Below are 26,862 nucleotides of genomic sequence, written 5' to 3'. Positions count from 1 at the left end.
CTATGCGGGCTCGAGGCCCCGATGACTGTTCGAGTTATCGCTTCGGAGTTATGCAGCGCTACCCACTTGTTACCGGTCTCTCGAAAGAGGAGCCAGCGCTACACCGAGCTGCTGCATAAAGGCCCTCAATGGCCGTTGAGGGTGGGCCTCCAATTTACCCGTTTTCAAGCAGAATCAACCATACAAGTTGCTTAAACGGACAAAAAACAGCTGGCTTTTGCTCGTTCCTCGCTAATTTTGGCCAGCTATTTTATTGCCGCTTAGCAAAGCGTTGGGCAGCTCCAGCACAGCCGGTATGCGACGCCGATCACAGATAGGAGGAGTAATGGCATTTCAATCACGTCTAGTCGTGTTCTTGTGCTCTGCGGTAGCTTTCTCTACAGCTCAAGCAGCACCACTTTTGCCGTCAGCTCATCCCAAGACCTTCTGCAATCTTGCGGTGGATCTTGGGTACCCTTCACGTGGCTACAACCCCAACACAGGAGGGTGCGCAAGCAATATGACGGACGTTACCCCCACTCCGGGAAGAAACGGCCTGAAAAACAACCTTGCCTTTTATTCAATGGGGGAGTTCGACAGCCCCGCGAAGCTCATGCGGATTTCCCTTATCCTCAATGTCAACAACGTCCGGGAAAAAGCAAAGGCACATGCTGAACTCGCACGTGTCGCCAGTTCCATCTCCACAAAGATTCTTGGTGCAGAGCCCCAAGGGCTACAGAATGCTATCCGTCAAGGAACATCTCGAAAATGGGTGTCCGGCGAATGGACTACCGAGGTTAAGTACTCAGTTTGGCCCACCGGTCTTGGTCATGACATCACCGTGTATTTTCGGCCGAGTGGTAAGTAGCTGCCTAACCCATCATTCCACCGGACCTGCGCAAAAGCCGCGCAGTCCGGTGAATTCAAACGTTATGCAAAAAATAACGATAATTATTTGGGGGGTGAGGTATGGTTGTTAAAGCCAGTCTTTGTTTAGCCAAGTTAAAAAACGGAACCCCGTGTTCAAACAAGGGGAAGATAGAATACAAGGGGTATTGTGGAATACATCGCAGTATGTCTCTATCAAAATCTTTAACCCCAGAAGAAAAAGATGATCGATTGGTTAAACTACTTAGTGCGGGAGGAGTGTTAGTACTTCTTCTTGAGAAGGCGGTTGAGTATTTGCCAAATGCAATAGATATCTTAGTAGAAGCATCTCGAATCCATTTTCTGGATCCTGTTGGAATGGAAGAGGACAGAAATGAGGATATAGATGGATTAAATTACGTAAAACATCATGTTTCTCCACATCTTCTCCCTGGTACAATAAAATCGGCTGTTGAAAATGGTTTTCATCAAGCAACGATGAATATACTCGTTAGTGATTTTGAAATTAAAATAAAATCGGGAAGCGTACCTCACGAATTACTTAATGAAATATTGATGGAAAAAGAAAATGTGGTTTCTTGTCTAGAATCATTGGGTGTTGAAAAACCGGAGGTCACTAAATGGAAAATAAAAAATAAAGGACATCCATCTTCTGATTAACTAAAAGTCTAGTTCTCGTTTTGCATCGACAGCGCGGTATTAATCAGCCTTGAAGATGTTTGCTTCGCGCTGATACCACGTTTTGTCGTTAAAAACGCAAATTAGAGGCGAGCGGGATTGCCAGCAGGTGCCGAAGGTCTGTGAGTGTGGTGGTGCGGGGTAGAATTAAGCGGCTCTTATCGGTGGGCCGACCACGTGCCGTCGGTGATGGGCTTTGGCGTAAGCACTTTGGGCCTGTTTGTGGCCAATCACCGAGCCACGGGAAAGCTGGTGTTGGCCAAGGGCGATAAGGAAGCTGTCAGCATCAAGGCCTAAGCGTTCCAGAATGGCAGGGGTGTCTGGGGTGATGAAACCGCGCTTGTCTTCTCGTTGCGCCCGGCCAGTCCAATCCACCAGCGCCAAATAATCAGCCAACGCAAAGGGAATACCTTTGGGGCTGTCTTTAAACTGGGTGACAAAAGGCAACAACGCTGGCTTGCTGTCGTCAGTATTAAGCCGTGCTGAGAGTGACACATCTGCTGAGGCTTCAGGCGTGTCGACTATCTTGGCGCGAAGCGGGTTGAGGTCCACAAAAAAATAAAAAAAATAAAGGACATCCATCTTTTGAGAAAAAATAAAGGACATCCATCTTTTGAGTGACCCAAAGTCTAGTTTTCGCATGGCATCGACAGTGCGGTATTAATCAACCTTGAGGGTGTTTGCTTCGCGCTGATACCGCGCTTTGTTGTTAAAAACGCAAATTAGAGGCGAGCGGGATTGTCAGCGACTGCTGAGGGCATGTGAGCGTGGTGCCGTAAGGGGATTAAGCGGCTTTTATTGGTGGGCCGACCACATGTCGTCGATGATGGGCTTTGGCGTAGGCACTTTGGGCCTGTTTGTGGCCAATCACAGAGCCACGGGAAAGTTGATGTTGGCCCAGGGCGATAAGGAAGCTGTCGGCATCCAGGCCTAAGCGTTCCAGAATGGCAGGGGTTTCTGGGGTGATGAAACCGCGCTTGTTTTCTCGTTGTGCCCGACCAGTCCAATCGACAAGCGCCAGGTAATCAGCCAGTGCAAAGGGAATGCCTTTGGGGCTGTCTTTAAACTGGGTAACAAATAAAAAAGGACATCCACCTTCTGAGTAACCAAAGTCCAGTTTTCGCATTGCATCGACAGTGCGGCATCAATCGACAGTGCGGCATTAATCAGCCATGAGGGTGTTTTCTTTGCTCTGATGCCGTGTTTTGCTTTTAAAACGCAAATTCAAGGCGAGCGAAATAAAAAAGGACATCCATCTTCTGAGTAACCAAAAGTCCAGTTTTCAGATGTTTTGAGCAATAATGAAGTTTGAGTTCAAGGCGTATCCACACTGTCAGATAACGAAGCCTTTAACGTCGCCTATATATCAGGCTGCGGTTTGTATTTAAAACACTCGCCCCATAAAAAAGCCCGGCTTATGCCGGGCTTTTCCATTTTTAATGGCATTTAAATAATGCGGGCCAGTACTGCCTGGGTGGCGGCTTTGGTGCCGAGTTTGCCGCCCAAGTCGCCGGTGCATTGGCCTTGGGTGAGGCAGTCGTACACTGCTTCTTTGAGAATTTGCGCCTCTTCAGTTAAGCCAAGGCCCAGTTCCAGCAGCATGGCGCTAGAGAGCAGGGCGGCAAAGGGGTTAGCTTTGTCTTGCCCGGCAATGTCTGGGGCCGAGCCGTGGCAGGGCTCGAACAGGCCGGGGCCGCTGTTGCCAAGGGAGGCGGAGGGCAACATACCCAGGGAGCCGACCAGCATGGCCGCTTCGTCGGTGAGGATGTCGCCAAAGAGGTTTTCGGTGACCAGCACATCAAAGCTCGCCGGGCGCGACAAAAGGTGCATGGCGGCGGCGTCTACCAGCAAAAACTCCAGTTCCAGCTCTGGGTAGTGCTCGGCAAAGAGCGCTTCGGTGCGCCGGCGCCACAGGCGAGAGGTGGCCAGCACGTTGGCTTTATCCACCATGGTGACCTTGCCGCCGCGCTTTTTCGCCAGCCTGGCAGCCTGGTGCAGCACCCGGTCTACCTCTTCGCCGCTGTAGGCGCAGCGGTCCCATGCGGCATCTGTGCCTTCTTCCTTCTCGCCAAAGTAAATGCCGCCGGTCAGCTCCCGCACCACCATGATATCCACCCCTTCAAGGCGATCGGCCTTGATGGGGCTGGCATCATAAAGGGCAGGGTGGGTGACTGCCGGGCGCAGGTTGGCATACAGGCCCAGGGCTTTACGAATGGCCAGCAGGCCCTGCTCGGGGCGTTTTTCGCTTTTGTCCCACTTGGGGCCGCCAACGGCGCCGAGGAATACCGCGTCGGCTTCTTGGCAAGCGGCCAGGGTTTTGGCCGGCAGCGGCTCGCCGGTGGCGTCGATAGCCGCGCCGCCCATCAGGGCTTCGCTGATGGCAAACTCATGGCCAAAGCGCTTGGCGATGGCGCCGAGGGCGGCCTTGGCCGCCTGGGTTACTTCCGGGCCTATGCCGTCGCCGGGCAGTAAAACGATATTGGCCTTCACGGGTGGCTCTCCTCGTATTGGCGAATTTGCCTATCAAGATTCAATAAATAGCCCAGCTGATCAACCCCTTGCACTATGCAGTGGCGGCTAAACGGGTCCAGCTCGAAAGACCACACCTGGCCGTTATCCAAAGTAACGGTGGCGTCGGTGACATCGATGCTGACCCGGGTGTCGGGGTGGTCCAGCAGGTATTGGTGCTGCTCGGGGGTAACCTCGATTGGCACCAGGCCGTTTTTAAGGGCGTTACCACGGAAGATGTCGGCAATTTGGCTGGAAATAACCGCTTTAAAGCCGTAATCGAGCATGGCCCAAGGCGCGTGCTCACGAGACGAGCCACAACCGAAGTTCTCGCCGCCTACCAGCACGGTGCAGCCGTGGTCGGTATTTAAAATGGAGTCGGTCTTTTGGCCGTTCTGGTAGCGCCAGTCGGCAAAGGCGTGTTGGCCCAGGCCCTCACGGGTGGTGGTGGTTAAAAACCGGGCCGGGATGATTTGGTCGGTGTCGATGTTGTTCTGGCGAACCACCAGGATTTTGGAGTCGATTTTCATGCGGTTTCCTCGATGGCTTGGGGCTCGCAGACAAAGCCGCTAACGGCGGCGCGGGCGGCAACGGCGGGGCTTGCCAAAAAGCTTTGGGAGCCCGGGCCCTGGCGGCCGGCAAAGTTACGGTTGGAGGTAGACACCACGGTCTGGCCCGGCTTTGCCATGTCGCCGTTCATGGCGATGCACATGGAGCAGCCCGGTTCGCGCCACTCGGCGCCGGCGGCCAGGATGATTTTGTCCAGGCCTTCGGCTTCGGCCTGGCGCTTGATGTCTTCAGAGCCCGGCACCACCATCATCCGCACGCTCTTGGCTACCTTGTGGCCCTTGAGTTCATTGGCCGCTTCGCGCATGTCGGACAAACGGCCGTTGGTGCAGGAGCCGATAAAGACGATGTCTACTTTGCGGTCTGACAACTGCTCGCCGGCCTTGAGGTTCATGTAGCTCAGCGCCTTGGCTTCCACTTCGTCGCGGGCGGCCGGTACGGCGGCGCCGATGGGAATAACCATGCCCGGGTGGGTACCGTAGGTGATGGTGGGGCCGATTTTGGCAGCGTCAACGCGCAGTTCTTTGTCGAAGCTGGCGCCTTCGTCGGTGCGCAGGGTGCGCCAGTCGGCGCAGGCCGCGTCAAAGTCTTTGGGGGCCATCTGGCGGCCACGCAGCCAGTTGAAGGTGGTTTCATCGGGGGCTATCAGCCCTGCGCGGGCGCCCGCTTCGATGGACATGTTGCACACCGTCATCCGCTCTTCCATGGTCAGGGCTTCAATGGCGGGGCCGGCGTATTCGATAACGTGGCCGGTGCCGCCGCCCATGCCCAGTTTGCCGATGATGTGCAAAATCAGGTCTTTGGCACCAACGCCTGGGCGCAGGGTGTTATCCACCCACACGCGCAGGGTTTTGGGTTTGTGTTGCAGCAGGCTTTGGGTGGCCAGCACATGGCCCACTTCGGTAGTGCCGATGCCAAAGGCCAGGGCGCCAAAGGCGCCGTGGGTGGCGGTGTGGGAGTCGCCGCAGACAATGGTCATGCCGGGCTGGGTAGCGCCCAGCTCCGGGCCCATTACGTGCACAATGCCGCGGTGGGGGCTGTCAAAACCGTGCAGGTGGATGCCAAAACGGCGGCAGTTTTCCTGCAACTTACGCACCTGTTGCCAGGCCGCTTCAGACACATACTTGCGCTGGCCCTGGGCATCGGGGGCCGAGGTGGGGGTGGAGTGATCCAGGGTGGCCAGCACCTTGTCGGGGCGGCGCACGGTCAGGCCCCGGTTTTTCAGCTCGGTAAAGGCTTGCGGGCTGGTGACTTCGTGGATCAAATGCAGGTCGATGTAAATCACCGCCGGGTGGCCGTTCTCAGCCGGTTTGACGATATGGCGCTGCCAAATCTTGTCGAACATTGTCTGTGCCATGGTCTTTGCTCCTTAGCTGGCTTTGGCCACGTGGACGACGGCTGATACAGCCGCTACGGATTGCCGGGTGATTGTCTGAGCGTGCTTCATGCTGGGCATTCCTTAGCTGGCCTTAGCCATCTGACGGCTGATGCGGTTTATGACGTCCATAAAGGCGGACACGGAGGCGGCAACGATGTCGGTGGAGGTGCCGCGGCCATGGAAACTTTGGCCGGCAAAGCGGGCGCGCACTTGGGCTTCACCCTGGGCATCGATGCCTTCGGAAATGGAGTTTACTGACAATCCCTCGAGATGGATCTCCATGCCGGTGGCACGTTCAATGGCGCGAAACGCGGCATCGACCGGGCCGTCGCCGGTGGCGGCTTCACGGTGCTCGCTGCCGTCGGGGCCAATAATAAAGACGGCAGCTGAGGCAATGGCGTCGCCGGTGCCGGAGGTCACCTGCATCTGGGCCAGCTGCCAGGGGCCGGTGTTGGCCTGGCCAACGACCAGCGCCTCGATGTCGGCGTCGGTGATGTGTTTTTTGCGGTCGGCCAGGTTTTTAAAGTCGGCAAAGATGCGGTCGATGTCTTCGCTGGCAGCGTCAAAACCCAGCTCTTTAACCTTGTCCACCAAGGCGTGGCGGCCAGAGTGTTTGCCCAGTACCAGGCTGGTATCAACCCGGCCAATGGATTGCGGGCGCATGATCTCGTAAGTCTCGGGGTGGCTCAGCATGCCGTGCTGGTGAATGCCGGAGGCGTGGGCAAAGGCGTTGTCGCCGATGATGGCCTTGTTGCGGGGCACCACAGAGCCGGTGATGGCCGACAGCAGGCGCGAGCTTGGCAGGATTTGCTCGGTGCGTACGCCGGTGTCCAGGCCGTAGTGGTTGGCGCGGGTCTTGATGGCCATCACGATTTCTTCCAGGGCGCAGTTACCGGCCCGCTCGCCGATGCCGTTCAAGGTGCATTCCACCTGGCGGGCGCCCGCTTCCACGGCGGCCAGGCTGTTGGCTACGGCCAGGCCCAGGTCGTCATGGCAGTGGGTGGAGATGATGGCTTGCTCGATGTTGCCGACGTGCTTTTTCAAAAAGTCGATGGTTTCGAACATCTCGGTGGGGGTGGTGTAACCGACGGTATCCGGGATGTTGATGGTGGTGGCGCCGGCTTCGATGGCGGCTTCTACCACCTGGGCCAGGTAATCCTTCTCGGTGCGGGTGGCGTCTTCACAGGAAAATTCCACGTCGTCTACAAAGCTCTTGGCCAGTTTCACGCCGTTGATGGCCCGCTCAATCACCTGCTCTTTGGTCATCTTCAGCTTGTGCTCGCGGTGCAGCGGGCTGGTGGCGATAAAGACATGGATGCGTTTTTTCTCGGCTTCTTCCAGGGCGCGGGCGGCTTCGCGGATGTCGTTGTCGTTGCAGCGGGCCAGGGCGCAGATGGTGGGGCCTTTGACTTCGCGGGCGATGGAGGCCACAGCGTTGAAGTCATCGGGGCTGGCCGCGGCAAAGCCCGCTTCAATCACGTCAACCCCCAGGGCGCCCAGGGATTTGGCCATGCGGCGCTTTTGGGCCAGGGTCATGGCGCAGCCGGGGGATTGTTCGCCGTCCCGCAAGGTGGTGTCGAAAATGATGACTTTGTCTGACATGTGAATTCTCCTGAAAATAAGCCATAAAAAAACCCGCTCTTGGGGAGCGGGTTTTTTTGAAATCTGGTTGCCTGTTGGCGTTTCAAATTACAAAAGGTGCCCGCTCCCGCGCTTAAGAAGGAGGAGGAGACCAAGAAGGAGGTTGGTGTTCAGGCACAGAAAATCGCGGTCCATTGTGTGGCCGTGATGCTGGGGTGAGGTAACGCTGCCTGACATATTCATGCAGAAGAACTTGCATGGGTTTTCATGGGAAGTCAACAAAAAAAATCGCCGCCAAGGGAGTGGCGGCGAAACATCTTAGCGTCTGGCAAGCCAGGCTAAGGGAGGACAAGAACGATTCTAGCCCTCGTTGGAGGTTTATTCATCAAGGGCGCGGCAAACACCTGCCCTGATGCGATAAGTCTTATTTGAAATCAAAGGTCCGGGACACGGAGAAGAAGATGCGGCCATCTGCTTCCTTGGCGTTGTCGATATCGGTGTCTTGCCAGTTGAGGGCAAAATCAAAGCCTTGGTAGGAAGCGGTTACACCCACCAGCCAGTTGCTGTAGTGGTCCTTGCCGTACCAATACGTGTCGGCGCCGGGGCCAGACAAGGCTTTGCTGTAGGTGTAAGCCGCTTCCAGGCCCCAGATCTCGTCAATGGCGTAGCCCTGGTGCAGCTGGACGTAGGTGTGGTCCAGGTTGCTCTGGCCGAACTGTTTCCAGGTGTACCAAACCCGCAGGGTGGTGTCGGTGGGGGCAGTGATGGCCGCAGACACTTCGGGATAGTTGTAATCGGACTCACCCACGTAGGTGTACTGGTTGATCATCAGATCGTAGTTCCAGCCATCGGCAAAATCCTGGCTGTAACCGGCGTAGAAGTCCCACTCGGCGTTGGCGTCGTCACCGGAGCCAAAATCCACGTTGGACGCCCAGGTGCCCACGTAGAAGCCGTTGTCGAAGCCAATATCAAAACTGCCTTGAATGGCCGGATCTTCGCCGGTTTGGCTGATACCGTTGAACAGATAATCGCTGGCACCGGTCAAGGTAGCGGAATAGTCGGTGGCGTTAGCGGCAAACGCAAAACTGCTGGCGATGACTGACGCAATCAATGCTTTTTTCATGTCGTTCCCTTCTGTTGGTTTTTTGCTTAGCCCTGATAAGACGGAGTGTCTTTGCGCCAGTCAAAAACCGGGACCGAAGAAGGTGCAAGCAGCTCGTTCCCTAGAATGTGATCGGCACATTTCTCCGCCATCATCACGGTCGGGCCATTTAAATTGCCTGACACGATGCTGGGCATGATACTGGCGTCCACCACCCTTAACCCTGCAACGCCATGCACTTTGGCTTGGCTGTCTACCACACTCATGGGATCTGTGCCCATTTTGCAGGTACCGCAGGGGTGATAGGCGGAGTCCGCTTTTTCACGAACAAAGGCATCGATGTCTTTGTCCGTGGTACAGCTGGAACCTGGCCGGATCTCCTCGCCACGAAATAAATCAAACGCTTTTTGGGCAAAAATGTCACGGGTAATTTTTACCGAATCGCGCATTTCTATGCGATCTTGCTCAGATTCCAAGTAATTGGGCTGGATAATGGGGTGATCGTCCGGATTGGCACTTTTGAGCGCCAAAAAACCTTTGGATACCGGACGCATGGGCCCCACATGTACCTGAAAGGCATGGGTGTCACCTTGGTCTCTGCCATGGTCATTCACCAGCCCGGGTAAAAAGTGAAACTGAATATCCGGGTGTTCCACTTCGTTATTTCGGCGAACAAAGCCGCCTGCCTCCAAATGGGCAGTGGCACACCAACCGGTGTGGGTTAAAAACCACTGTGCGCCCATCATGGCCATGTTATGGAGCTTAGTCGCTTTAAACAGGGTGATAGGCTGCGTGCAGGCTTGCTGTACATAAATCTCAAGGTGGTCTTGCAGGTTCTGGCCCACGCCGGGCAGGTCTGCCACCACCTCAATACCGTGTTTTTTTAGCTCATCGGCCGGGCCTATGCCGGACAGCATCAACAGCTGTGGCGAGTTAATGGCGCCGCCGCTAAGGATCACTTCCTTTTGCGCTTTTACCTGCACCGTTTGGCCGTTTTGCCGGTACTCAACCCCCACCGCCCGCTGGCCTTCAAAGAGGATGCGGGTGACCAGGGCGCCGGTTTCGGCGCGAAGGTTAGGGCGAGTCAGAGCCGGGCGCAAGTACCCTTTGGCGGTTGACCAACGCTGGCCCTGGAAGATGGTCATATCCATCCAGCCCACCCCTTCTTGCTGATAACCGTTCATGTCTTCGGTATAGGGATACCCGGCCTGCTGGCCGGCGCGGATAAAGGCCTCGTAAAGGGGGTTTTTGATTTTGCCGCGGGTAACCTTCAACGGGCCGTTATCGCCCCGGTAGCTGTCGCTGCCAAGCTCAAAAGTCTCTGAGCGGCGAAAGTACGGCAGCACGTCGGCATAAGACCAACCCTCGGCGCCTTGTTGCTGCCAGCGGTTGTAATCTTCGGCGTGGCCGCGCACATAGACCATGGCATTTAACGAGGAGCCGCCGCCCCACACCTTGCCCCTGGGCCAGTAGCAGCGGCGGTTGTTCATGTGCTCTTGCGGCTCGGTTTGGTAGTACCAGTTGTACTTGTCGTCCATCAGGTTGTAGGTCAGCGCCGCTGGCATTTGCACCTTCCAGGTGTCGTCGCGGCGGCCCGCTTCCAGTACCAGCACGCGGTGCTCGGGGTTGGCTGACAGCCGGTTGGCCAGCACCGAGCCTGCCGAGCCGGTGCCGATGATGATGTAGTCAAAGGATTTCATACTGCCTCCTTAAAACGGACTCTCAACGCCGCCGAGATTGACGTAAACGCTTTTGACTTGGGTGTAGTGGCGGATGCTCTCAAGGCCATTTTCACGGCCGATGCCGGAGGCTTTGTAACCGCCCACGGGCATTTCTACCGGTGAGAGGTTGTAGGCGTTAAGCCAGCAAATGCCGGCCTGGAGCTGGTGAATAACCCGGTGGCCGCGCTTGAGATCGCGGGTAAAGACGGCGGCGGCCAGGCCAAAGTCGGTGTTGTTGGCCCGTTCGATGACCTCTTGCTCGTCTTCAAAGGTGAGGATGCTCATCACCGGGCCAAAAATTTCATCGCGGGCCAGGGCCATGTCGTCGGTAACGCCGCTAAAGACGGTGGCCTCGACAAAGGCGCCGGTGCTGCCGATACGGTTGCCGCCCACTTCCAGGCGGGCGCCGTCTTTTTTGCCTTGTTCGATGGCGCCAAGCACTTGCTGCATGTGGCCGGTGCTTATCAAGGCGCCGAGCTGCGTGTTCATATCCATGGGGTCGCCGGCGCGAATGGCGCGGCTGCGCTCAACCACTTTTTCAACAAAGGCGCCGTGCAGGCTGTGGTGCACAAATACCCGGGTGCCGTTGGTGCAAATCTCGCCCTGGGTATAGAAGTTGGCAAGCAGGGCAGCGCTAACAGCGTCGTCGAGATCGGCGTCGTCAAAGATGATCAGCGGGCTTTTGCCGCCAAGCTCCATGGTCACCTCTTTTAAGGTGCCAGCGGCGGCGGCCATCACTTTCTTGCCGGTGCCGACTTCCCCGGTCAGCGACACTTTTGCTACGCCGGGGTGAGCGGTGAGCAGGGCGCCGGTTTCGCCGTCACCTTGCAGCACGTTGAAAACGCCATCGGGGAGCCCGGCTTCGGTGAAAATTTCGGCCAGCTTCAAGGCGCCGGTGGGGGTTAGCTCGGCGGGCTTAAAAATCATGGCATTGCCGGTGGCAAGGGCGAGCGCCGCCTTCCAGCAGGCAATTTGAATGGGGTAGTTCCAGGCGCCAATGCCCACGCACACCCCTAAGGGTTCGCGGCGAGTATAAAAGAAGGCCTCATCGCCAAGGGGCACCTGCTCGCCGGCAATGGCCGGTGCCAGCCCGGCATAAAACTCGATGGCGTCGGCGCCGGTGACCACATCCACTTCGATGGCCTCAGCAAGCGGCTTGCCGGTATCCAGCACCTCAATCTTGGCCAACTCGTCGTTACGCTGGCGCAGCAGCGCCACCGCTTTATCGAGGATGCGTTTGCGCTCCATGCCGCTCATGGCTGACCAAATCTTGAAACCGGCCTTGGCGGAGGCGACCGCGGCCTCGACATCGGCGGCGCCGGCTTTTTGCACCTGGCACAGGCGCTGTTCGGTGGCCGGGTTGATGTTGTCAAAGCATTGCTTGCTTTGGGCATCCACATGGCGGCCATGAATATAAAGGGGGAGGGAGTTCATAAGGCGTCCTCGTCAGTTGAGCAGCAAGGCAATCAAGCGGCTGATGCGTTGGCGGATGGCGGCCGGATCGGATCTGTCGCCTTCCAGGCTGGTGCGCAGCCACTCGCCGTCGATGGCCGACAGCAGCAGCTTGGCGTTGTCTCTGGCAAGGGGCCTTGGCTGCACCTTGGCAAACTCGTGGCGCAGCAGGCTTTGCATCCGGCCCACATAGACGTTTTGCAGGCGCGACAAATCATGCTGAAAGGCGCTTTCAGCCCAGAAGCTGAGCCAAGTGCGGCCTATGGCTTTGCGAAGCTGGCTACCATCGAAGTTGACCTCTACCATGGCGCAAAGTCGTTCCTGTACGCTTGATTTGTCAAAGGCGCTCACCGCCATTTTTAAGTCGGCAAAAAGGTTCTTGAGCAAATGACGCATGGTGGCGTCAATCAGCCCCTGCTTGTTGCCAAAGTAGTGGGCGATGATCCCGGCTGATACGCCAGCATCCTGGCTGACAGACTTGAAAGTGGCTTTTGATAAGCCGCCGTCGTCAATGCATCGGATCACCGATTCAATCAGTTGGGCGCGCCTTACCGGGGCCATTCCTACCTTGGGCATACCGCTTCTCCGCTTCAGGTTCTTTTTCACTCTAACGTTTTATTGATTGAACATTCAATAAAGAAACGTTTTAATGTTTAGCAAGCGAATGAAATTGAATGCGCTGTCACGGGCCATACCGGCTGCCAGTTTTGCAGCACGAGATGGTCGGCCAGGCGCAGCAACCCAAGGAGCTAACACCATGAAAAAGCACGTTCTGACCCTGATGCTGGGCACCCTTCTCGCCACCTCCGCCCAGGCCGCTGTTAGCGACAGCTGCCAAAAAGTGCGCTTTGCCGAAGTCGGCTGGACCGACATTCAGGCCACCACCGGCGTAGCAAGGGTGCTGCTGGACAAAATGGGCTACGACACCGACAGCAAGACGGTCTCGGTACCCATTGCCTACGCCGGGCTTAAACAGAATGACTTTGATGTGTTTTTGGGGAACTGGATGCCGTCCATGGCCAGTATCGTCAAACCCTATGAAGCCTCTGGCGCGGTAGAAACCGTGACCACCAACCTCAAGGGCGCCAAATACACCCTGGCGGTACCCAGCTATGTGGCCAAGGCCGGGGTGACATCCTTTAAAGACTTGGCCGAGCACAAGAGCGAGTTTCGTGGCCGCATCTACGGCCTGGAGTCCGGTAACGACGGCAACAAGATTGTCGAGAATATGATTCACGACAACGCCTTTGGGCTGCGCCGGTTCCGCCTGGTGTCGTCATCCGAGGCAGGGATGCTGTCAGAGGTTAAGCACGCTACCCAAAACAAGGACTGGGTAGTGTTCCTGGCTTGGGCGCCGCACCCCATGAACACCAAGCTCGACATCACCTACCTCAAAGGCGGTGACGACTACTTCGGCCCCGATTACGGCGCGGCCACGGTGCGCACTCAAACCCGCAAAGGCTATGTGGCGACTTGCCCCAATGTCGGGCACTTCCTTAACAACCTGACCTTCACCGTGGACATGGAAAACCACCTGATGGACGCCATCATGAATGACCACCAGAGCGCCGAAGACGCCGCCAAGGCCTATCTCAAAGACCACCCCGAGCTGCTGAAAACCTGGCTAGCCGGTGTGACCAACACCGACGGCACCCCGGCCCTTAGCCGCTGGCAATAAGGGGCTTTTGATGAGTGACGCCATTCTTAAAGTCGACAAGCTGTACAAGGTCTTCGGCAAGGATGCCAAGGAGGTCATTGCCCGCCACCATAAAGGAGAGGGCAGAAACGACATCCTCAAAGCCACCGGCAGTACCTTGGGGCTGGCGGACATCAGTTTCGAGGTAAAACGGGGCGAGCTGTTGGTGATCATGGGGTTGTCGGGCTCCGGCAAATCCACCTTGCTGCGCTGCCTTAACCGCCTGATTGAGCCTTCCCAAGGCAAGGTGGAAATCGACGGCACCGATATCTGTAGCCTCGATGCCAAGGCCCTTCGCGAGCTGCGCCGTGAAAAATTCGGCATGGTGTTTCAAAAATTTGCACTGATGCCCCATCGCACCGTGCTGGCCAACACCGAATTTGGCCTGGAGGTGCAGGGGATGGACAAACCAACGCGCCGCCAAAAAGCCATGGACGCCTTAAGCAAGGTGGGCCTGGAAGGCTGGGAGAACGCCAAGCCGGCGGCCCTTTCCGGCGGTATGCAGCAGCGGGTGGGCCTGGCCAGGGCGCTGGCGGCAGACCCGGATATCCTGTTGATGGACGAGGCTTTTTCAGCCCTTGACCCTCTCATTCGCCGGGACATGCAAAAGGAGCTTCGGGCGCTGCAAGAGGCGATGCACAAGACCATCATCTTCATTACCCATGACCTTGATGAAGCCCTGGCGATAGGCGATCGCATTATTTTGTTAAAAGACGGCCTTATCTCCCAGGCCGGCACCCCGGAGGAAATTCTCACCCAACCGGCCAACCCTTATGTGGCGCGTTTTGTGGAAGGGGTGGATATGTCCGGGGTGCTGACCGCCGAAAACGCCATGACCCAGGCCCGCTGCGTACTCAAAGCCGGGCAGGGGCCGCGCACCGCCCTCTATACCCTCAACGAAGAAGGCTGGGACCACGCTCTGGTAACCGACCGCCAAGGCACCCTGGTGGGTTGGATTGAGCTGGACGCCATCGCCAAGGCCTTGGCCGACAAAGCTGAAAACCTGGAGGCTTACGTCAATACCGATGTGCGCAGCGTTGCCAAAGGCGATGCCCTGGCCCAGCTGTTCCCGCTTTTTGACGGTATCCATTACCCGCTGCCGGTGGTGGATGAGCAGCAGAAGATCCAAGGGGTGGTGCTGAAAGGCGCCGTGTTGTCCGAACTGGCAGGAGTGCAATGATGATTGACCGTATCCCGCTGGGGCAGTGGATAGCCGATGGCATCGACCTGCTGACCAGCCAATTTTCCAATGCCACCCGCGCCATTAGCGACAGCACCGAACAGGCCATCGACTGGGTGATTGATTGCTTGATGTGGATCCCCGAGTGGGCCTTTATCCTGGCCACCGCCGTTATTGCCTGGCGCCTTAAGGGCTGGCGCTTTGCGCTCACTTCGGCCCTAGGCCTTGGGCTCATCTGGAACCTGGAACTCTGGTACCCGATGATTGAGACCCTCACTCTGGTGCTGTTTGCCACCTTGTCGAGCATTGTGCTGGCGCTGCCTATCGGTATTGCTGCTGCCCTTAACAAGACCTGCTATCGCATTGTGATGCCGGTACTGGATTTCATGCAGACCATGCCGGCCTTTGTGTACCTCATCCCGGCCATTCCCTTTTTCGGCCTGGGGCCGGTGGCGGCCATTTTTGCCACGGTGATCTTTGCCATGCCGCCGGCTATTCGCTTTACCACCCTTGGCATTCGCCAGGTGCCAGAAGAGCTGATTGAAGCGGCTGATGCCTTTGGCGCGGCTCCTGCCCAGAAGCTTTTTAAGGTGCAATTGCCGCTGGCGGTGCCCACCATCATGGCCGGTATCAACCAGACCATCATGCTCAGCCTGTCGATGGTGGTTATCTCGGCGATGATCGGTGCTGGCGGCCTGGGGGGCGAAGTGTGGCGTGCTATCAACAGCATGGACATGGCGGCGGGGTTTGAGTCGGGCATTGCCGTGGTGATTTTGGCGATGATCCTTGACCGCATCACCCAGGCACTGGGTAAGGGGCGGGAGTAATGAGCAAATGGTTATTGGCCTGTGCCTTGTTGCTGGCGGGTTGTTCGGCGCCAAAGGACAACACCATCAAGCTGGCTTACGTGCAGTGGTCGTCGGCGGTGGCAGCCACCGAGCAGGTGCAAAAGCGCCTGGAGGCGGCCGGTTTTACCGTCAAACTGGTGCCGGTGACAACCGGTGCCATGTGGGCCGGGGTGGCCAGTGGCAGCGTGGATGCCACTGTCTCTGCCTGGCTGCCGCAAACCCAGGCCCAGTACGCCAAGCTGTATCTGGCCAAGGTGGAAGACGTGGGCCCCAACCTTGAAGGGGTCAAGTTGGGGCTGGCAGTGCCGCAAGATAGCCCCTTGCAAAGCATCACCGACCTTAAAGATTTTAGCGGCCCCATTTTGGGTATCGACCCCGGCGCCGGGTTAATGACCTTGACCAAAAGGGCCATGGGAGCCTACGGCCTTGGCAATAAACTATTGCCCGGATCGGGGCCAGCAATGGGGTATCTTCTTAAGCGTGCCGTCAAGGAAGGGCGCCCGGTGGTGGTAACTGCCTGGTGGCCGCACCTGATAGTGGAAGAGCTGCACCTGCGGTTTCTCGACGACCCTAAGGGGATATATCCCCAAGGGGAGAGCGTGCATACCCTGGTCAGCCGTTCACTTAAAGAGCAGCACCCCAAGGCTTACGCTATTTTGAAGGGCTTTCATTGGACGCCACGGCAAGTACTGGATGCCATGCGCGCCGCCCGCCAATAAAAAAGCCGCCTGGGGCGGCTTTTTTATTGGTTACCCTTTGGTTCCCTGGTTTGGATTTGGTGCCGTCTTGCGTGATGGAGCTCACGTTTTTACCCTAGTAGCCATTCAACTTTATAGGAGGCGGCCGTGAGCCAGCTCTTTACCCCCATCAAGCTCGGCCATGTCGAGTTGCCCAACCGCATTATCATCGCCCCCATGTGCCAGTATTCGGCCGACCAGGGCCAAGCCACTGATTGGCATCAAATTCACTTGGGCACCTTGTCTCAGTCCGGTGCTGGCCTGCTTATCCTTGAAGCCACCGCCGTGGTGCCGGAAGGCCGTATCACCTACGCCGACCTTGGCCTGTGGGACGATGCCACCGAGCAGGCCCTTGGCAAGGTGTTAAAGGCCATTGGCCAATACAGCGACATGCCGCTGGGTATTCAGCTGGCCCACGCCGGGCGAAAGGCGTCTACCCACAAGCCCTGGGACGGTGGCGGTGCCATTGCCCCTGGCAGTGACAACGGCTGGCAAACCTTCTCTGCCAGCGACCAACCCTTCCAGGAAGGCGGCCCTGCTCCCGAGGCCATGGACAAAGCCGGTATCGAGGCCGTTAAGGCGGCCTTTGTTGCCGCCGCCAAGCGCGCTGACCGCCTCGGTATCGAGGTGATTGAGCTACACGCTGCTCACGGCTATCTGCTGCACCAGTTTCTCTCTCCCTTGAGCAACCAGCGCCGCGACGAATACGGCGGCAACCTGGAAAACCGCATGCGCCTCTTGCTGGAGGTGTTTGACGCCGTGCGCGCCGTCTTCCCCAAAGAAAAAGCGGTAGGGGTACGTATCTCCGGTACCGACTGGGTGGAAGGCGGCTGGGATCTGCCACAATCCATTGCGCTGGCCAAAGCGCTGGATGCACGGGGCTGCGACTTTATCCATGTGTCCTCTGGTGGCTTGTCACCCTTGCAACAAATTCCGGTAGGCCCGAGCTATCAAGTGCCGCTCAGCGACGCCATCAAGGCTGAAGTGAAGATGCCGGTGATTGCCGTGGGCCTTATTACCGACCCGCACCAGGCCGAAGCGGTACTGACTGAGGGCAATGCCGATGCGGTGGCCCTGGCCCGGGGTATCTTGTATGACCCGCGCTGGCCTTGGCACGCCGCCGCCGCCCTTGGTGACAAGGCCCACGCCTCGCCCCAATATTTGCGTTGTGAGCCTCACGGCGTAAAAGGACTTTTTGAATAACCCGGGCTGTTGTTTAAAAAAAGGCCACCTCTTAGAGGTGGCCTTTTTTATGGTTCTTTATCGCGATGTATTGGCGGGGCGAGCAATGTCAGCGGCAGGCTAATTGCCGCAGGCTTGCAGCTTTGTCATTGTATTGTATAGTTTTTGCTCGATAGTTTTGTTTCACGTCTGCGGTTCATGGATGTGCCTGATTCAGGACAGGGATGCGGTTTAATTCTCTTCTGCTAGCCCGATAGTTATTTGCGGCAAATCAAAATTGCCTAGGCGGGTAGGGCGCATACTTCAGCCCAGGTTCACTAAGGAGAGCCGCCATGGGCATAAAACGCCCTTCCTTGGCGAAAGAAATTGTTGCCATTCTGGTGCTGAAGCTGGCGCTGATCTTCACCCTCAAGGTGTTGTTCTTCAGCTCGCCGGTGAATGTCGACCAGGGCAACACGGCCATTGATAACCAATTTCTAAACGCCTCGCCTTCAGCATCCAAGGAGTCCGACAATGATCGGTGATGATGTCGTTGATCTATCGCGCTTGCAGTTCGCCGTTACGGCGCTGTATCACTTTTTGTTTGTGCCACTCACTCTGGGAATGACCTTTGTCCTGGCGATCATGGAGTCGGTGTATGTCACCACCGGCAAACAGATCTATAAGGACATGGTGAAATTCTGGGGCAAATTGTTCGGGATTAACTTTGCCCTGGGTGTCACTACCGGCCTGACTATGGAGTTTCAGTTCGGTACCAACTGGGCTTACTACTCCCACTACGTGGGGGACATCTTCGGGGCGCCGCTGGCCATTGAAGGCCTGATGGCCTTCTTCCTCGAGTCCACCTTTATCGGCCTGTTCTTCTTTGGCTGGGAACGGCTGACCAAAGTGCAGCACTTGACGGTGACTTGGCTGGTGGCCTTGGGCTCCAACCTCTCGGCGCTGTGGATCTTGATTGCCAACGGCTGGATGCAAAACCCGGTCGGTGCCGATTTCAACTTTGAAACCATGCGCATGGAGATGACGTCTTTTGCCGACCTCGTCTTCAACCCGGTTGCCCAGGTGAAATTTGTACACACCGTGTCTGCCGGTTATGTCACAGGTGCCATGTTCGTGCTGGCCATCTCCAGCTACTTCCTGCTTAAAGGGCGCGATGTGGCCTTTGCCAAACGCTCCTTTGCCATTGCCGCTTCTTTTGGCCTGGCCTCGGTGCTGTCTGTCATCCTGCTGGGTGACGAGTCAGGCTACGAGGTAGGCGACGTGCAAAAAGCCAAGCTGGCTGCCATTGAAGCTGAGTGGGAAACCTCCCCAGCTCCGGCCTCCTTCACCCTGTTTGGTTTCCCCAATCAGGAAACGGAGCACACCGACTACGCCATCAAGATCCCCTATGTACTGGGTTTGATTGCGACCCGCTCGGTGGATGAGCCGGTTATCGGTATCAAGGATCTGCAAGTCGAGCACGAAGCCCGTATCCGTAACGGTATGCTGGCCTACGCCATCCTTGAAAAACTGAAAAACGGCCAGGACACCCCGGCCAACCGCGCCGCCTTTAACGAGGTGAAAAAAGACCTGGGCTATGGCCTGCTGGTTAAGCGCTACGCCCCAGATGTGGTGGATGCCACCGATGCCGATATCAAGAAAGCGGTTAACGACTCCATCCCGAAAGTGGCGCCGATGTTCTGGAGCTTCAGGGTGATGGTGGCCATGGGCGTCATCATGCTGGTGCTGTTCGCGTTGGCCTTCTATGAAAGTGCCCGCCACCGCATCGGTCAGAAGCGCTGGTTGCTCAAGTTCGCCCTTATCGCTCTGCCTGCGCCCTGGATCGCCTGTGAAGTGGGTTGGTTCGTGGCCGAGTATGGCCGTCAGCCCTGGACCATCGCCGAAGTGCTGCCGACTCACCTGTCTGTATCCACCCTCTCTGCAGGGGACGTACTGGGCAGTCTGTTTGGTTTCATCTTCTTCTACACCGTGCTGCTTATCGCCGAGATGTACCTGATGATCCGCTATGCCCGCCGTGGTCCCAGCGTGCTGGAAACCGGTCGCTACCACTTTGAAACCAAGGCTGTGGAGGCTTAATCATGGATTATGAAGTCTTGAAAGTAATCTGGTGGGTGCTGATCGGCGTGCTGCTGATTGGTTTTGCCATCACCGACGGCTTCGACATGGGAGCCGGTGCCCTGATGCCCTTTGTCGGCAAAACCGACACCGAGCGTCGTATTGCCCTGAACGTGCTGGCCCCGCACTGGGACGGCAACCAGGTGTGGTTTATCACCGCTGGCGGCGCCATCTTCGCTGCCTGGCCGGTGGTGTACTCGGTGGCCTTCTCTGGCTTTTACTGGGCCATGCTGCTGGTGCTGTTTGCCCTGTTCTTCCGCCCGGTAGGCTTTGAGTACCGCTCTAAAATCAAAGATCCGCGCTGGCGCAGCGCCTGGGACTGGGGCATTTTTGCCGGCTCGTCCATCCCGGCCCTGGTATTCGGCGTGGCCTTTGGCAACCTGCTGCAAGGGGTGCCCTTCAAGCTCGATAGCCTGATGTACTCCACCTACACCGGTAACTTCTTCCAACTGCTCAACCCCTTCGCCATCCTGTGCGGTGTGGTGAGCGTGGCCATGCTGATGCTGCACGGTGGTAACTACCTGCACCTGCGCACCGAAGGCGCTGTTGCCGACCGTGCCCGCAAGTACGCTGGTATCGCGGGTGTGGTATCCATCGTGGGCTTCATCCTGGCGGGCCTGTGGCTCAACTTTGGCATCGACGGCTACGTCATCACCAAGATGGGCGACCCTAACGCCGCCCTTAATGTGCTGGATAAAACCGTAGAAGTGAAAAGCGGTGCCTGGTTTGCCAACTACGAGGCGGTACCTGCCCTGTGGCTGGCACCCATCCTCGGCATCCTTTGCACCCTGCTGAGCGTGCTGCTGGGCCTCAAAGGCCGCGCGGGTTTGGCCTTCGTGCTGAGCTCACTGGCCTGTGCCGGGGTGATTTTCACCGCCGGTGGCAGCATGTTCCCGTTCGTGATGCCGTCCAGCCTCGACCCGGCCAGCAGCTTGACCATGTGGGATGTGGTGTCCAGCCACAAAACCATGGGCATCATGTTCGCCGTCGCCTGCATCTTTGTACCCATCATCCTGCTGTACACCACCTGGTGCTACTACAAGATGTGGGGCAAGGTTAATGCACAGCATATCGAAAACAACCCGGTTGGCAGCTACTAAGGAGGATATATGTGGTATTTCGCGTGGGTCCTGGGGGTGCTGCTGGCCTGTGCCTTCGGTATCATCAATGCCATGTGGCTCGAGTTTGTCGAGTTCGATAAAGAAGAAAAGCAGGACTGATATTGTCCTGGGTAGAGACGGGCCTTCGGGCCTGTCTTTTTATGTGCACTAAGGAGTGTTAATGGGCACCGGTAAATTTCGTTGGATCTCCGCCTTGCTGGCCCTGGCTGGCGTGGTGTTCATCTGGGGCCGGGTGGTCACCGGCAACCCGCCGCCCCATGGCGCCATGTCGCTGATGATGGTGGGTATGGCACTTTGTGTGGTGCATGCCGTTGGCTGGAAGATCCGCGCCCAGTGGGAGCGTTACCTGTTTTTTCCGCCATTGCCCTGGGTGGTGTGGCTGTTGGCTTTGTATTTATCCTTCTAGATCTAAGCTTGTGGCCAGAGCGTAAATTTTTTGACGCTGCCCCTGGCGAAATGGTGTTGAACGTTCCACCATGGAGCCAGAGGCTTGGCCGCAAGATGACCGTTGCCCAGGAGGGGCAGCGTTCACGACAAAGGAGGGAAGATGAGCCACATCATTTTGGGCGGAGGCTGTTTCTGGTGTCTGGAGGCGGTTTTTCAGCGACTGCCCGGCGTTGAGGCGGTGCGATCCGGTTATGCCGGGGGCCACACTTCTTATCCTACCTATACCGATATCTGCCGGGGCGACACCGGCCATGCCGAAGTGGTGGACATTCACTTCGAGCCGCACCGTATCGGCCTTGATGAACTGTTAGATGTGTTCTTCCTGGCTCACGACCCCACCACGGCCAACCGCCAGGGCAATGATATCGGCCCTCAGTACCGCTCCATCATCCTCTTTGGCGACCAAGGGCAAAAAGCCGCGGCTGAAGCGGCTATGGCGCGGGCGCAAAAATACTATGCTGGAACCTTGGTAACCGAGCTTAAGGCGTTGCAGGCGTTTTATGCCGCTGAGTCGGAACATCACGATTACTTTAACCGGCACCCCTCGCAACCCTATTGCCAATGGGTTATCCAACCCAAATTGAACAAATTGCAGTTAGCCGAGTAGTACCGTTTACACGTAAGGAAGGACTATGCGCCTGGGTATCGTAGCGCTGTTGTGTCTTGTGGCGTCGTCATCATTGAGCTGGGCTGACGACAACTATCTGGAAGCGAGAAAAGCCCAGCAACGAAGCGACGACAAAGCCTATCTCAAACTGCGCCAGGGCTTGGATGAGCATCCCCTGGCCGGTTACCTCGATTATTACTACTTAAAAGATCATATCCGCACCCTCAAAGCCAAAGAGGTACGTGATTACCTGGACCGCTACCCCGACTTGCCCCTGGGGCGCTTTCTGGTGATGCGCTATATCGATCAGGCCGCGGCCGACAAAAACTGGCAAGGCCTGCTGGCGGTGAGCAGCCAGGTGCCCAGTGACACAGAACGGCAATGCAACTACTACCGGGCCAAGCTCGAAACCGGCGACAAAGCCGAGGCTTGGAAAGGGGCAGAAGCCTTGTATCTCACCGGTAAATCCCAGCCCAAGGACTGCGACGCCCTGTTTGATGCCTGGCGAAAAGCCGGCCACCTCAGCCAGGAGCTTATTTTGTCGCGCATGGAGCTCGCCTTTGCCAGCGGCCAGGGCAGCTTGCTTGGTTACCTCTCCCGGCAATTGCACGGCCGTTATCAGGACTATGGCAAAACCATAGTGTCGCTGTTTGGCGACCCACAGCAGGTGGCCAGCAGCAACCCGCAATTGGGGGCGCAAGAGCGTAGCCGCCGGCTGGTGGTGCTGGCGGTGGAGCGGTTAGCGCGGCGCGACCCGGTGCGCGGCTGGCGCACTTGGATGATGGCTCGCGAACACATGGAATTTACCGCTCCCCAGCGCCATGAACTGGCGCGGTTCTTAACTTATCGGCTGTACGACACCGACGATGCCAAGGCCATTGCTTGGCGAGATGAGGCGGTGCGCTATTACCGCGACGATGAAATGACCGAGCGGCGCATTCGCTATGCCCTCAGTCAAGGGGACATCAACGGCATTCGCGACTGGATAGCGCTGCTTAGCGAAAGTGAGGTGGCCAACGACCGCTGGCAATATTGGCTGGCGCGCACAGAATCCGATGACGCCAAGAAAAAGGCATTGTTGGAAGAGGCGGCCAAAAGCCGCTCCTACTACGGCTTTCTGGCTGCCGAGCAGTTGGGTAAACCTTTTGATCTCAACGAGGCGCCGGTACCGCCCATGACCGACAGCCTCGAGCAAAAAGGCGCGCTCAAACGCATCCCGCTGCTGATGGCTATGGACGAACGGGTGCTGGCTCGTATCGAGTGGTATCACCTGATGACCCCCCTTACCAACGGCCAGCGCCAAGCCTTGGCCGGTTGGGCCCATCGCCAGGGCTATGAGAACCTCGCTATTTTGGCGGCCATTCGCGGCGATGGTTGGGACTTGGTGTCGCTGCGCTTTCCGCTGGCCTTTGAGGAGAGCTTCAGGCATTACGGCAAGCTGCGCAAACTGCCTGAAAGCCTGGTGATGGCGCTTAGCCGCCAGGAAAGTGCCCTGGACCCTAAAGCCCAGTCACCGGTAGGAGCGCGCGGTTTGATGCAGCTGATGCCGGCCACGGCCCGCCATACCGCCCGTAACCTCGGCGATAAGAGCCATGGGGACCTTTACGATCCTAAGGTCAACATCCGCCTTGGCACGCAGTATCTTCGAGAGATGCTGGACAGGTTTGACGATAACCGCATCCTGGCGGCGGCGGCCTACAATGCCGGGCCGCACCGGGTTGAGCGTTGGGTGGGTAACAAGTTGCCCTTCGATGCCTTTGTCGAAGCCATTCCTTTTAAAGAAACCCGCAACTACGTGCAAAACGTGCTGGCCTTTAACGTTATCTACCAGCATCAGCTGGGGCAGGACAGCCCCAGTATGCTGACCGACAAGGAACGGCAAAGTGACTATTAAGAAACCGGCCCTAAGGGCCGGTTTTTTTAGCTGTGAAGGCCAGCGGCGTGCATCAGTAGGTGGAATCCCATGGCGACAATGCCAAGGGCCAGCACACTGCCAAGCCAGATAGCCACCAACCACCCCAGGCGATAGCGCAGGGCAGCGCGCTCGGGCTTTTGCTCACTTAAAGGTTGGATATCCAAGCGCTGCATATCAGTGGTACCCATCTTCCGGGCTGACCTTGCCCCTGAACACGTAGTAGCTCCAGCAGTTGTACATCAAGATGATGGGAATAATGAACAAGGTGCCCACCAGCAAAAAGCCCTGGCTTTGCGGCGGCGATGCAGCCTGAGTGAAACTGATGTCAGGGGGAATGATGTTGGGCCAAACGCTGATGCCAAGGCCGCTAAAGCCCATAAATACCAAAGCCAAGGTCAGGATAAAAGGCAGGTGGTGGGCGCTGTCGCGCCAGGCAGTACGCCAAAGTCCCCAGGCCAGCACCAGCACCAATATCGGCACCGGCAGGAAGAAGAAGAAGTTGGGCAGGCTGAACCAGCGCTCGGCAATGGCATGGTGCGCCAGCGGCGTCCAGATACTGACGATGGCAATCACCACCAGCAGCAAGATCAGCAGCGGCCGGCACAGTTCGCGCATGTTTTGTTGCAGCCGGCCCGAGGTTTTAACGATAAGCCAGCTACAGCCCAGCAATGCATAAGCCACCACCAACCCTAAGCCGCAAAAGAGGCTAAAGGGGTTAAACCAGTCCATGGCGCCGCCAACCCAGGTGCGCCCTTCCACGTGAAAACCGTTCAAGAAGCTGCCCAGCACCACGCCTTGAGCAAAGGTGGCGATCAGCGAACCGGCAATAAAGGACTTATCCCAAAACGGCCGGTGGCCATGGTCGGCTTTGAATCGGAATTCAAAGGCCACACCGCGAAAGATAAGCCCGAACAGCATCACTGTCAGTGGCAGGGACATGGCGTCAAGGATCACCGAGTAGGCCAGGGGAAAGGCGCCAAGCAGCCCAGCGCCCCCCAGCACCAGCCAGGTTTCGTTGCCGTCCCAAACCGGGGCAACGGTGTTCATCATCACATCGCGGTCTTCGGAGCGGCCCATAAAGGGAAATAGCAGGCCTATCCCTAAGTCGAAGCCGTCCAGCACCACATACATCATGATGCTAAAGACGATGATGATGTACCAAATCAAAGGCAGGTCGATACCCATCAGTTGCTACTCCTCAAGTTTTTGGGGTCGGGGCTAACGGGGTTGTCATCAATGGCGGACAACGGCCGGGCCGGGGTGCGTGAAGGGTGGGGATCGACAGGGTCGGCCAAGGCTTGCGGGCCTTTGCCGATCAGGCGGATAAGGTAGTTGACGCCAATGCCGAATACGAAGCTGTAGATCACCACAAAGGCGATAAGCGTGACCGACATATGCAAGGTACTGTGCAGCGCCACCGCGTCTTTGGTGCGCAGCAGACCATACACCACCCAAGGCTGGCGGCCTATCTCGGTGGTAAACCAGCCGGCAATGATGCACAGCAGACCCGATGGCCCCATGGCCAGCACAAAGCGGTGGAACAGGGTTTGCTCGTACAGTTTGCCTTTAAGGCGCAGTACCAGGCCCCAGATACCGGTTGCCACCATCAGCAGACCCAGCGCCACCATGATCCGAAACGACCAGAAAATAATGGTGGAGTCCGGCCTGTCTTCTGGAGGGAAGCTCTTCAAGCCGGGGATTTGCTTGTCCAGGCTGTGGGTAAGGATAAGGCTGCCAAGGTAGGGGATCTCCAGTGCATAGCGGGTCTTCTCGGCCTTCATGTCTGGCACACCAAACAGCAGCAGCGGAGAAGGCTCGCCGGGTTTGTTCTGCCAGTGACCTTCAATGGCGGCAATTTTGGCCGGCTGGTATTCAAGGGTGTTCAGGCCGTGGGCGTCACCGATAAAGGCTTGCTGCGGCGCGGCGATGAGGATCATGCCCATGGCCATGGAGAACATCTTCTTAATGGCTGGCGAGCGGTTGCCTTTAAGTAAATGCCAAGCCCCGGAGGCGCCAATCATAAAGGCTGCCGCGATGATCGCCGCCATGGTCATGTGCGCCATGCGATAAGGGAAAGACGGGTTGAAAATGGCCTGCAGCCAGTCGGTGGGCACCAACTGGTTGTTCTCTACCTTGTACCCGGCTGGGGTTTGCAAAAAACTGTTGGAGGCCAAGATCCAGAAGGTAGAGATCAAGGTGCCAAGGGACACCATGCAGGTGGAGAAAAAGTGCAGCCCGGCACCCACCCGGTTCCAGCCAAACAACATCACCCCAAGGAAGCCCGCTTCCAGGAAGAAGGCGCTGAGCACCTCGTAGGTGAGCATGGGCCCGTTGATGCTGCCGGCAAAAGCGGTAAAACCGCTCCAGTTGGTGCCAAACTGGTAAGCCATGACCAACCCAGACACCACACCCATGCCGAAGTTAACGGCAAAAATTTTTAACCAAAAATGGTAAAGCTCGCGCCAGACGTCTTTTTTCGAGTAAAGCCAAAGGCCTTCCAATACCACCAAGTAAAGACCTAACCCTATGGTGATGGAAGGGAAAATAATATGGAAAGATACAGTAAACGCAAACTGTATCCTTGCCAGGTAAAAGGCTGTTAGGTCAAACATGCTGAGTGTCCCGCAGTTAAGGTGAAGCAAAATATAAGGTGCCTAAGCAGTAACGTTTTTTGACCTATACATGGGTATATTTATCGTGACATCAGGTTTAGCTTGGGGAGTAAGGAAGAATATGATTGTCTACAAACTGGAAAACAGCAGTGAAAAGTACGTGTTTTTTAATTTTTATTGGCCAGGTCTAAGCATGCTTCGGGGCTGGCTGTCTTGTCATTTAGGGGCTTTGCGGGTTGCTAGCTTAACGTCATATCCTCTGCCTTTTTTATGATGTTTAAGGCCAAGGTTGGCGGCAGAATAAGCTAACAATTAAGATTGAGAGGATTTTAATTTCACTTTATTTTTATTCACCTTCACTCTGTTTGGCTAAAGACTTTTAGTTTCTATTGGATGAGTGCCTGGGGTGATTAATTTGTTGTGATGAATAATGCTTTGTTGATGTTAAATGTTGATTTAACACTCCGCCTCTATTCGTTACGTGTAGTTTTGAGTTTATTTATTAAGTGACTACCGTGGCGCCAAGATAATGAAAACTGAAGGCTGGG

Annotated in this window: 27 protein-coding genes; 14 read left to right on the top strand and 13 right to left on the bottom strand. The window is 56.7% G+C overall.

Going from position 1 to position 26,862, the window contains the following annotated elements; all coding sequences use genetic code 11:
- Positions 1-325 precede the first annotated feature (325 nt).
- Both EDC28_RS16305 and EDC28_RS20050 read left to right on the top strand, forming a co-directional pair.
- Positions 326-847 carry a hypothetical protein gene (locus tag EDC28_RS16305; protein ID WP_148049869.1) on the top strand — a complete coding sequence of 174 codons (522 nt, stop codon included), beginning with the start codon at positions 326-328 and terminating at the stop codon, positions 845-847.
- Positions 848-948: 101 nt separating this feature from the next.
- Positions 949-1,527, top strand: coding sequence for a hypothetical protein (locus tag EDC28_RS20050; protein WP_170164154.1), 579 nt, complete (start codon positions 949-951; stop codon positions 1,525-1,527).
- Positions 1,528-1,692: 165 nt separating this feature from the next.
- Here EDC28_RS20050 and EDC28_RS16300 read toward each other — a convergent pair whose 3' ends face one another.
- From EDC28_RS16300 to betI, 10 genes are all read right to left on the bottom strand, one after another.
- On the bottom strand, positions 1,693-2,127 hold the full coding sequence (locus EDC28_RS16300) for a hypothetical protein (protein ID WP_211355748.1): 435 nt from the start codon (positions 2,125-2,127) through the stop codon (positions 1,693-1,695).
- A 202-nt stretch (positions 2,128-2,329) separates the two neighbouring features.
- On the bottom strand, positions 2,330-2,671 hold the full coding sequence (locus EDC28_RS16295; protein WP_211355747.1) for a hypothetical protein: 342 nt from the start codon (positions 2,669-2,671) through the stop codon (positions 2,330-2,332).
- A gap of 320 nt (positions 2,672-2,991) precedes the next feature.
- Positions 2,992-4,035: a 3-isopropylmalate dehydrogenase gene (gene leuB, locus EDC28_RS16290; RefSeq protein ID WP_123422314.1), complete on the bottom strand. Its 1,044-nt coding sequence runs from the start codon at positions 4,033-4,035 to the stop codon at positions 2,992-2,994.
- A complete protein-coding gene (leuD, locus tag EDC28_RS16285) occupies positions 4,032-4,583 on the bottom strand; it encodes a 3-isopropylmalate dehydratase small subunit (RefSeq protein WP_050660623.1) in 552 nt (183 codons plus the stop codon). The genes leuB and leuD overlap by 4 nt, the downstream gene beginning before the upstream one ends.
- Positions 4,580-5,977 (bottom strand): 3-isopropylmalate dehydratase large subunit, encoded by a 1,398-nt coding sequence (gene leuC / locus EDC28_RS16280; protein WP_170164153.1) that lies wholly within the window; start codon positions 5,975-5,977, stop codon positions 4,580-4,582. Before leuC ends, leuD begins: the two co-directional genes overlap by 4 nt.
- Positions 5,978-6,079: 102 nt before the next feature.
- Positions 6,080-7,600 (bottom strand): 2-isopropylmalate synthase, encoded by a 1,521-nt coding sequence (locus EDC28_RS16275; RefSeq protein ID WP_050660621.1) that lies wholly within the window; start codon positions 7,598-7,600, stop codon positions 6,080-6,082.
- Between the two features lie 403 nt (positions 7,601-8,003).
- Positions 8,004-8,702 (bottom strand): TorF family putative porin, encoded by a 699-nt coding sequence (locus EDC28_RS16270; protein WP_050660620.1) that lies wholly within the window; start codon positions 8,700-8,702, stop codon positions 8,004-8,006.
- Positions 8,703-8,728: 26 nt separating this feature from the next.
- Positions 8,729-10,381: a choline dehydrogenase gene (betA, locus tag EDC28_RS16265; protein ID WP_050660619.1), complete on the bottom strand. Its 1,653-nt coding sequence runs from the start codon at positions 10,379-10,381 to the stop codon at positions 8,729-8,731.
- Between the two features lie 9 nt (positions 10,382-10,390).
- Positions 10,391-11,836, bottom strand: a complete 1,446-nt coding sequence (betB, locus tag EDC28_RS16260) for a betaine-aldehyde dehydrogenase (protein ID WP_123422312.1) — start codon at positions 11,834-11,836, stop codon at positions 10,391-10,393.
- A gap of 12 nt (positions 11,837-11,848) precedes the next feature.
- On the bottom strand, positions 11,849-12,430 hold the full coding sequence (betI, locus tag EDC28_RS16255; RefSeq protein ID WP_123422311.1) for a transcriptional regulator BetI: 582 nt from the start codon (positions 12,428-12,430) through the stop codon (positions 11,849-11,851).
- Positions 12,431-12,611: 181 nt separating this feature from the next.
- Here betI and choX point away from each other — a divergent pair, with 181 nt between their 5' ends.
- The 12 genes from choX to EDC28_RS16195 all read left to right on the top strand — a co-directional run bounded on the left by choX (position 12,612) and on the right by EDC28_RS16195 (position 23,681).
- Positions 12,612-13,532, top strand: a complete 921-nt coding sequence (gene choX / locus EDC28_RS16250; protein WP_123422310.1) for a choline ABC transporter substrate-binding protein — start codon at positions 12,612-12,614, stop codon at positions 13,530-13,532.
- Between the two features lie 10 nt (positions 13,533-13,542).
- Entirely contained in the window at positions 13,543-14,730 is a 1,188-nt protein-coding gene (locus EDC28_RS16245; RefSeq protein WP_050660615.1) for a quaternary amine ABC transporter ATP-binding protein, read from the top strand.
- Positions 14,730-15,557 carry an ABC transporter permease gene (locus tag EDC28_RS16240; RefSeq protein WP_336391554.1) on the top strand — a complete coding sequence of 276 codons (828 nt, stop codon included), beginning with the start codon at positions 14,730-14,732 and terminating at the stop codon, positions 15,555-15,557. The genes EDC28_RS16245 and EDC28_RS16240 overlap by 1 nt, the downstream gene beginning before the upstream one ends.
- Entirely contained in the window at positions 15,557-16,297 is a 741-nt protein-coding gene (locus EDC28_RS16235; protein WP_123422308.1) for a glycine betaine ABC transporter substrate-binding protein, read from the top strand. Before EDC28_RS16240 ends, EDC28_RS16235 begins: the two co-directional genes overlap by 1 nt.
- Positions 16,298-16,423: 126 nt before the next feature.
- Entirely contained in the window at positions 16,424-17,518 is a 1,095-nt protein-coding gene (locus EDC28_RS16230; protein WP_123422307.1) for an NADH:flavin oxidoreductase/NADH oxidase, read from the top strand.
- Between the two features lie 311 nt (positions 17,519-17,829).
- Positions 17,830-18,021, top strand: a complete 192-nt coding sequence (gene cydP / locus EDC28_RS16225; protein WP_050660611.1) for a cytochrome oxidase putative small subunit CydP — start codon at positions 17,830-17,832, stop codon at positions 18,019-18,021.
- A complete protein-coding gene (locus tag EDC28_RS16220) occupies positions 18,011-19,573 on the top strand; it encodes a cytochrome ubiquinol oxidase subunit I (protein ID WP_123422306.1) in 1,563 nt (520 codons plus the stop codon). The genes cydP and EDC28_RS16220 overlap by 11 nt, the downstream gene beginning before the upstream one ends.
- Positions 19,573-20,712 carry a cytochrome d ubiquinol oxidase subunit II gene (gene cydB, locus EDC28_RS16215; RefSeq protein WP_198174044.1) on the top strand — a complete coding sequence of 380 codons (1,140 nt, stop codon included), beginning with the start codon at positions 19,573-19,575 and terminating at the stop codon, positions 20,710-20,712. Before EDC28_RS16220 ends, cydB (EDC28_RS16215) begins: the two co-directional genes overlap by 1 nt.
- Positions 20,713-20,721: 9 nt before the next feature.
- Positions 20,722-20,832: a cytochrome bd-I oxidase subunit CydX gene (cydX, locus tag EDC28_RS16210; protein ID WP_050660608.1), complete on the top strand. Its 111-nt coding sequence runs from the start codon at positions 20,722-20,724 to the stop codon at positions 20,830-20,832.
- Between the two features lie 61 nt (positions 20,833-20,893).
- Positions 20,894-21,139: a cyd operon YbgE family protein gene (locus EDC28_RS16205; protein ID WP_050660607.1), complete on the top strand. Its 246-nt coding sequence runs from the start codon at positions 20,894-20,896 to the stop codon at positions 21,137-21,139.
- A 141-nt stretch (positions 21,140-21,280) separates the two neighbouring features.
- Entirely contained in the window at positions 21,281-21,787 is a 507-nt protein-coding gene (gene msrA / locus EDC28_RS16200; RefSeq protein WP_123422305.1) for a peptide-methionine (S)-S-oxide reductase MsrA, read from the top strand.
- 25 nt (positions 21,788-21,812) lie between these two features.
- Positions 21,813-23,681 (top strand): transglycosylase SLT domain-containing protein, encoded by a 1,869-nt coding sequence (locus EDC28_RS16195; RefSeq protein WP_123422304.1) that lies wholly within the window; start codon positions 21,813-21,815, stop codon positions 23,679-23,681.
- 26 nt (positions 23,682-23,707) lie between these two features.
- On the opposite strand, the gene EDC28_RS16190 is transcribed toward EDC28_RS16195, so the two are convergent.
- The 3 genes from EDC28_RS16190 to EDC28_RS16180 are packed head-to-tail and all read right to left on the bottom strand — an operon-like array spanning position 23,708 to position 26,314.
- Positions 23,708-23,890 carry a DUF2474 domain-containing protein gene (locus EDC28_RS16190; RefSeq protein ID WP_336391553.1) on the bottom strand — a complete coding sequence of 61 codons (183 nt, stop codon included), beginning with the start codon at positions 23,888-23,890 and terminating at the stop codon, positions 23,708-23,710.
- The gene (gene cydB / locus EDC28_RS16185) at positions 23,877-24,887 is read right to left on the bottom strand and encodes a cytochrome d ubiquinol oxidase subunit II (RefSeq protein WP_050660604.1); all 1,011 of its coding nucleotides are present in this window, start codon (positions 24,885-24,887) and stop codon (positions 23,877-23,879) included. Before cydB (EDC28_RS16185) ends, EDC28_RS16190 begins: the two co-directional genes overlap by 14 nt.
- Positions 24,887-26,314 carry a cytochrome ubiquinol oxidase subunit I gene (locus tag EDC28_RS16180; protein WP_123422303.1) on the bottom strand — a complete coding sequence of 476 codons (1,428 nt, stop codon included), beginning with the start codon at positions 26,312-26,314 and terminating at the stop codon, positions 24,887-24,889. Before EDC28_RS16180 ends, cydB (EDC28_RS16185) begins: the two co-directional genes overlap by 1 nt.
- Between the last annotated feature and the right edge of the window lie 548 nt (positions 26,315-26,862).

This window comes from Gallaecimonas pentaromativorans (assembly GCF_003751625.1).
In the GTDB taxonomy this organism is placed as follows: Bacteria; Pseudomonadota; Gammaproteobacteria; order Enterobacterales; family Gallaecimonadaceae; genus Gallaecimonas; species Gallaecimonas pentaromativorans.
Note: the sequence above shows the minus strand (reverse complement) of the source record. Positions and strands in the feature narration are given on the sequence as shown.

Coding starts and splice junctions, on each gene's coding strand:
- EDC28_RS16305 (WP_148049869.1), top strand. CDS start 326: ATGGCATTTCAATCACGTCTAGTCGTGTTCTTGTGCTCTGCGGTAGCT.
- EDC28_RS20050 (WP_170164154.1), top strand. CDS start 949: ATGGTTGTTAAAGCCAGTCTTTGTTTAGCCAAGTTAAAAAACGGAACC.
- EDC28_RS16300 (WP_211355748.1), bottom strand. CDS start 2,127: ATGGATGTCCTTTATTTTTTTTATTTTTTTGTGGACCTCAACCCGCTT.
- EDC28_RS16295 (WP_211355747.1), bottom strand. CDS start 2,671: ATGCGAAAACTGGACTTTGGTTACTCAGAAGGTGGATGTCCTTTTTTA.
- leuD (WP_050660623.1), bottom strand. CDS start 4,583: ATGAAAATCGACTCCAAAATCCTGGTGGTTCGCCAGAACAACATCGAC.
- leuC (WP_170164153.1), bottom strand. CDS start 5,977: ATGGCACAGACAATGTTCGACAAGATTTGGCAGCGCCATATCGTCAAA.
- EDC28_RS16275 (WP_050660621.1), bottom strand. CDS start 7,600: ATGTCAGACAAAGTCATCATTTTCGACACCACCTTGCGGGACGGCGAA.
- EDC28_RS16270 (WP_050660620.1), bottom strand. CDS start 8,702: ATGAAAAAAGCATTGATTGCGTCAGTCATCGCCAGCAGTTTTGCGTTT.
- betA (WP_050660619.1), bottom strand. CDS start 10,381: ATGAAATCCTTTGACTACATCATCATCGGCACCGGCTCGGCAGGCTCG.
- betB (WP_123422312.1), bottom strand. CDS start 11,836: ATGAACTCCCTCCCCCTTTATATTCATGGCCGCCATGTGGATGCCCAA.
- betI (WP_123422311.1), bottom strand. CDS start 12,430: ATGCCCAAGGTAGGAATGGCCCCGGTAAGGCGCGCCCAACTGATTGAA.
- choX (WP_123422310.1), top strand. CDS start 12,612: ATGAAAAAGCACGTTCTGACCCTGATGCTGGGCACCCTTCTCGCCACC.
- EDC28_RS16245 (WP_050660615.1), top strand. CDS start 13,543: ATGAGTGACGCCATTCTTAAAGTCGACAAGCTGTACAAGGTCTTCGGC.
- EDC28_RS16240 (WP_336391554.1), top strand. CDS start 14,730: ATGATTGACCGTATCCCGCTGGGGCAGTGGATAGCCGATGGCATCGAC.
- EDC28_RS16235 (WP_123422308.1), top strand. CDS start 15,557: ATGAGCAAATGGTTATTGGCCTGTGCCTTGTTGCTGGCGGGTTGTTCG.
- cydP (WP_050660611.1), top strand. CDS start 17,830: ATGGGCATAAAACGCCCTTCCTTGGCGAAAGAAATTGTTGCCATTCTG.
- EDC28_RS16220 (WP_123422306.1), top strand. CDS start 18,011: ATGATCGGTGATGATGTCGTTGATCTATCGCGCTTGCAGTTCGCCGTT.
- cydX (WP_050660608.1), top strand. CDS start 20,722: ATGTGGTATTTCGCGTGGGTCCTGGGGGTGCTGCTGGCCTGTGCCTTC.
- EDC28_RS16205 (WP_050660607.1), top strand. CDS start 20,894: ATGGGCACCGGTAAATTTCGTTGGATCTCCGCCTTGCTGGCCCTGGCT.
- msrA (WP_123422305.1), top strand. CDS start 21,281: ATGAGCCACATCATTTTGGGCGGAGGCTGTTTCTGGTGTCTGGAGGCG.
- EDC28_RS16195 (WP_123422304.1), top strand. CDS start 21,813: ATGCGCCTGGGTATCGTAGCGCTGTTGTGTCTTGTGGCGTCGTCATCA.
- EDC28_RS16190 (WP_336391553.1), bottom strand. CDS start 23,890: ATGGGTACCACTGATATGCAGCGCTTGGATATCCAACCTTTAAGTGAG.
- cydB (WP_050660604.1), bottom strand. CDS start 24,887: ATGGGTATCGACCTGCCTTTGATTTGGTACATCATCATCGTCTTTAGC.
- EDC28_RS16180 (WP_123422303.1), bottom strand. CDS start 26,314: ATGTTTGACCTAACAGCCTTTTACCTGGCAAGGATACAGTTTGCGTTT.